This is a genomic window from Vibrio sp. 378 (assembly GCF_033339435.1).
Genome location: NZ_JAWOUO010001157.1, coordinates 1 through 523, shown reverse-complemented (window position 1 = coordinate 523; position 523 = coordinate 1). Strand labels below are relative to the sequence as shown.

The following is a 523-nucleotide window of genomic DNA, read 5'->3' as shown; positions in this document are numbered from 1 at the left end:
GAGCGACCAATACCAAAACGACGAAAGCCTAGAGCTGCTAGATGCGCTTGAAATTGGCATTATCTTGTCGGAATACGTTGGCTCTGACAACGAAAACGAATAGTACCGTTTAGTACTCTCTTCACGTTCTTTTAGACGTTATACTAAGTTCATGAAACACCGAGCCAAGAAGGGCGAAAGACGGTAAATGAACTTTTTAGCCCACCTGCATATTGCAGATCACTGTAATAGCCATTTTATGGGAAACTTGCTTGGAGACTTCGTAAAAGGAGATCCAAGCAAGCTATACGATTCTGACATTACTAATGGCATCAAACTCCACCGCTTCGTTGACCGAATTACCGATCATCACCCTATTGTCGAAGAATGTAAGCCACGTTTTAAAGGCGTAGCGAGACGCTTCGCGCCAATTGCGCTAGACATGTTTTGGGACCATTGTTTAGCCAAGCATTGGAATGATTTTCATCAAGAGTCGTTAGACGACTTTGTCGAGTTTGCATTTCAAAAAGTAGACCAAGATGTT

The 523-nt window shown here is 42.8% G+C and carries 1 protein-coding gene; it reads left to right on the top strand.

All coding sequences use genetic code 11. The features are described from left to right. Nucleotides 1-187 precede the first annotated feature (187 nt). A partial coding sequence (locus tag R7Q48_RS30910; protein WP_318134230.1) for an ACP phosphodiesterase occupies nt 188-523 on the top strand: 336 nt, incomplete at its 3' end.